The sequence below is a fragment of the Anoxynatronum buryatiense genome (assembly GCF_900182905.1).
Lineage (GTDB): Bacteria > Bacillota > Clostridia > Peptostreptococcales > Tindalliaceae > Anoxynatronum > Anoxynatronum buryatiense.
Genome location: NZ_FXUF01000036.1, coordinates 1 through 2,684, shown reverse-complemented (window position 1 = coordinate 2,684; position 2,684 = coordinate 1). Strand labels below are relative to the sequence as shown.

Here is a 2,684-nt window from a genome sequence, read left to right as displayed (position 1 = left end):
AAGACCTGATGCACAAAGCCCGCAGCGCCCAGGCCGCCTATGCCCACTTCAGCCAGAGCCAGGTGGATGCCATTGTGCGGGCCATCGCCAAAGTTGTCTACGACAACGCCGAAGCCCTGGCCAAAATGGCCGTGGAAGAAACCCGCATGGGCGTGTACGAAGACAAGGTGGCCAAGAACAAGGGCAAGTCCAAAGTCATCTGGCATGACCTGAAAGACAAGAAGTCTGTGGGTATTCTGCGGCATCTGGAAGAAGAAGGCCTTGTGGAAATCGCCAAGCCCATCGGCGTCATCGGGGCCGTGGCCCCCACCACCAATCCCACCGTCACCGCCATGAGCAACGCCATGTTTGCCCTGAAGGGCGGCAATGCCATCATCATCGCCCCCCATCCCCGGGCAAAGAACGTGAGCCGGGTGACTGTGGAGATGATGAACGATGCCATTTACCCCCTGGGAGCACCGGCACACCTGATTCAAATCATCGAAGAACCCAGCATTGAACTCACCGGTGAACTGATGCAAGCTGTGGACGTGGTGGTGGCCACCGGCGGCGGCGCCATGGTGAAAGCCGCCTACAGCAGCGGCAAGCCCGCCTACGGCGTGGGCCCCGGCAACGTCCAGTGCATCATCGACAAAGACAGTGACTACGAAGAAGCCGTGCCCAAAATCATCACCGGCCGCTGCTTCGACAACGGCATCATCTGCTCCGGAGAACAAAGCGTCATCGCCCCCGCCGAAGACCTGGACGCTATCCTGGAACTGTTCAAAGAAAACGGCGCCTGGATTGCCGAAAGCGAAGCCGATAAAGCCAAGCTCAGGCAGACCATCTTCGAAGGCGGCATGACCGCCAAAGACGTGGTGGGCCAGTCCGTGGCCACCATTGCCCGACTGGCAGACCTGCCCATCCCGGTCGGCACCAGAGTTATCCTGGCCAAAGCCGACGGCCCGGGAGAAGCCGATCTACTCAGCAAGGAAAAAATGTGCCCCGTCATGGCCGTGTATGGCTACCACAGCTTTGACGAAGCCCTAAGCATTGCCCAGACCAACCTGGAACTGGAAGGCAAGGGCCACAGCGCCGCCCTCCACTCCCATAACGATGCCCACATCCAACAGGCCGGCCTGGCCTTAACCGTCAGCCGCCTGGTGGTGAACCAGCCCAGCTCCACCTCCGCCGGCGGCAGCCTCCATAACGGCTTCGCCCCCACCACCACGTTGGGCTGCGGCACCTGGGGCAACAACATCATCTCCGAGAACTTCACCTACAAGCACATGATCAACATCTCCCGCATCGGCTACTACCTGAAAGACAAACCCGTGCCCACCGACGAAGCCATCTGGGCCGACTAACCAAAGGAGGAATCCCCCATGCCACTGCAAGGCCCCCGCATCATCACCCCTGTCCCCGGCCCCAAAAGCCAGGAACTGTTAAAACTCCGGGAAGCCAACGTGCCCGCCGGCGTCTCCGTCAACACCCCCGTCTTTGTGGAAAAAGGCGAAGGTGCCCTGTTCCAGGATGTGGACGGCAATGTATTTCTAGACTTCGTGGGCGGCATCGGTGTGCTGAACATCGGCTACAGCCATCCGGAAGTCATTGACGCCGTCAAAACCCAGGCAGAAAAATTCTTCCACACCAGCATCAACGTGGTCCTCTACGAAGACTACATGCGGGTGGCAGAAAAGATGAACCAGCTGCTGCCCGGCGACTTTCAAAAGAAAACCATGCTGGTGAACAGCGGCGCCGAAGCCGTGGAGAATGCCATTAAGATCGCCCGGAAACACACCGGCCGCTCCGAAATCATCGTCTTCACCGGCGCCTTCCATGGCCGCACCAACCTGACCATGGGCATGACCAGCAAGGTCAAACCCTACAAGTTTGGTTTCGGCCCCTTTGCCCCGGGCATCCACCGGGCCCTGTACCCCTACTGCTACCGCTGTCCCTACGACAAAGAAAGAGCCACCTGCGGCCTCTACTGTGCCGGCCAGTTTGAAGCCTTCTTCCTGGAAGAAGTGGATCCCACCGATGTGGCCGCCATCATCCTGGAACCCATCCAGGGCGAAGGAGGCTTCGTGCAGATCCCCGATGAATACATCACCGTGTTAAGAGACATCTGCGACACCCACGGCATCATCCTCATTGCCGATGAAATTCAAACCAGCTTCGGCCGCACCGGCAAGCTCTTTGCCACCGAACACTGGCCCGCCGCTCCCGACATGTGGACCACCGCCAAATCCATTGCCGGCGGCCTGCCCATCTCCACCGTCACCGGCCGGGCCGACATCATGGACGCCTCCCATGCCGGCGGCATCGGCGGCACCTACAGCGGCAATCCCGTGGCCGCCGCCGCAGCCCTGAAGGTGATGGACATCATGGAACGGGACAACTTCCCCGGCCGGGCAGAAGAACTGGGCCACCTCTTCAGAAGCCGGCTGAATAAGATGAAAGACACCTATTCCCTCATCGGCGATGTACGGGGCCGGGGAGTCATGCTGGCCCTTGAGCTGGTGAAAGACCGCACCACCAAAGCCCCCGCCAAAGACGAAACCAACGCCATCATCAAAGAATGCTGGGAGAACGGCCTGGTGCTCCTCAGTGCCGGAGCCAGGGGCAATGTGATTCGTTTCCTGGTACCGCTGGTGATCACCGATGAGCAGCTGCAGGCGGGGCTGGATATTCTGGAGGCGGCT

Annotated in this window: 1 protein-coding gene and 1 pseudogene; both read left to right on the top strand. The window is 60.0% G+C overall.

Features of this window, described 5'->3' with window-relative positions; all coding sequences use genetic code 11:
* Positions 1-8 precede the first annotated feature (8 nt).
* Positions 9-710 (top strand): annotated as a pseudogene (locus QOL74_RS18525) (aldehyde dehydrogenase family protein); the annotation flags it as partial.
* Between the two features lie 654 nt (positions 711-1,364).
* A partial coding sequence (gene gabT, locus QOL74_RS18270; protein WP_283410943.1) for a 4-aminobutyrate--2-oxoglutarate transaminase occupies positions 1,365-2,684 on the top strand: 1,320 nt, incomplete at its 3' end.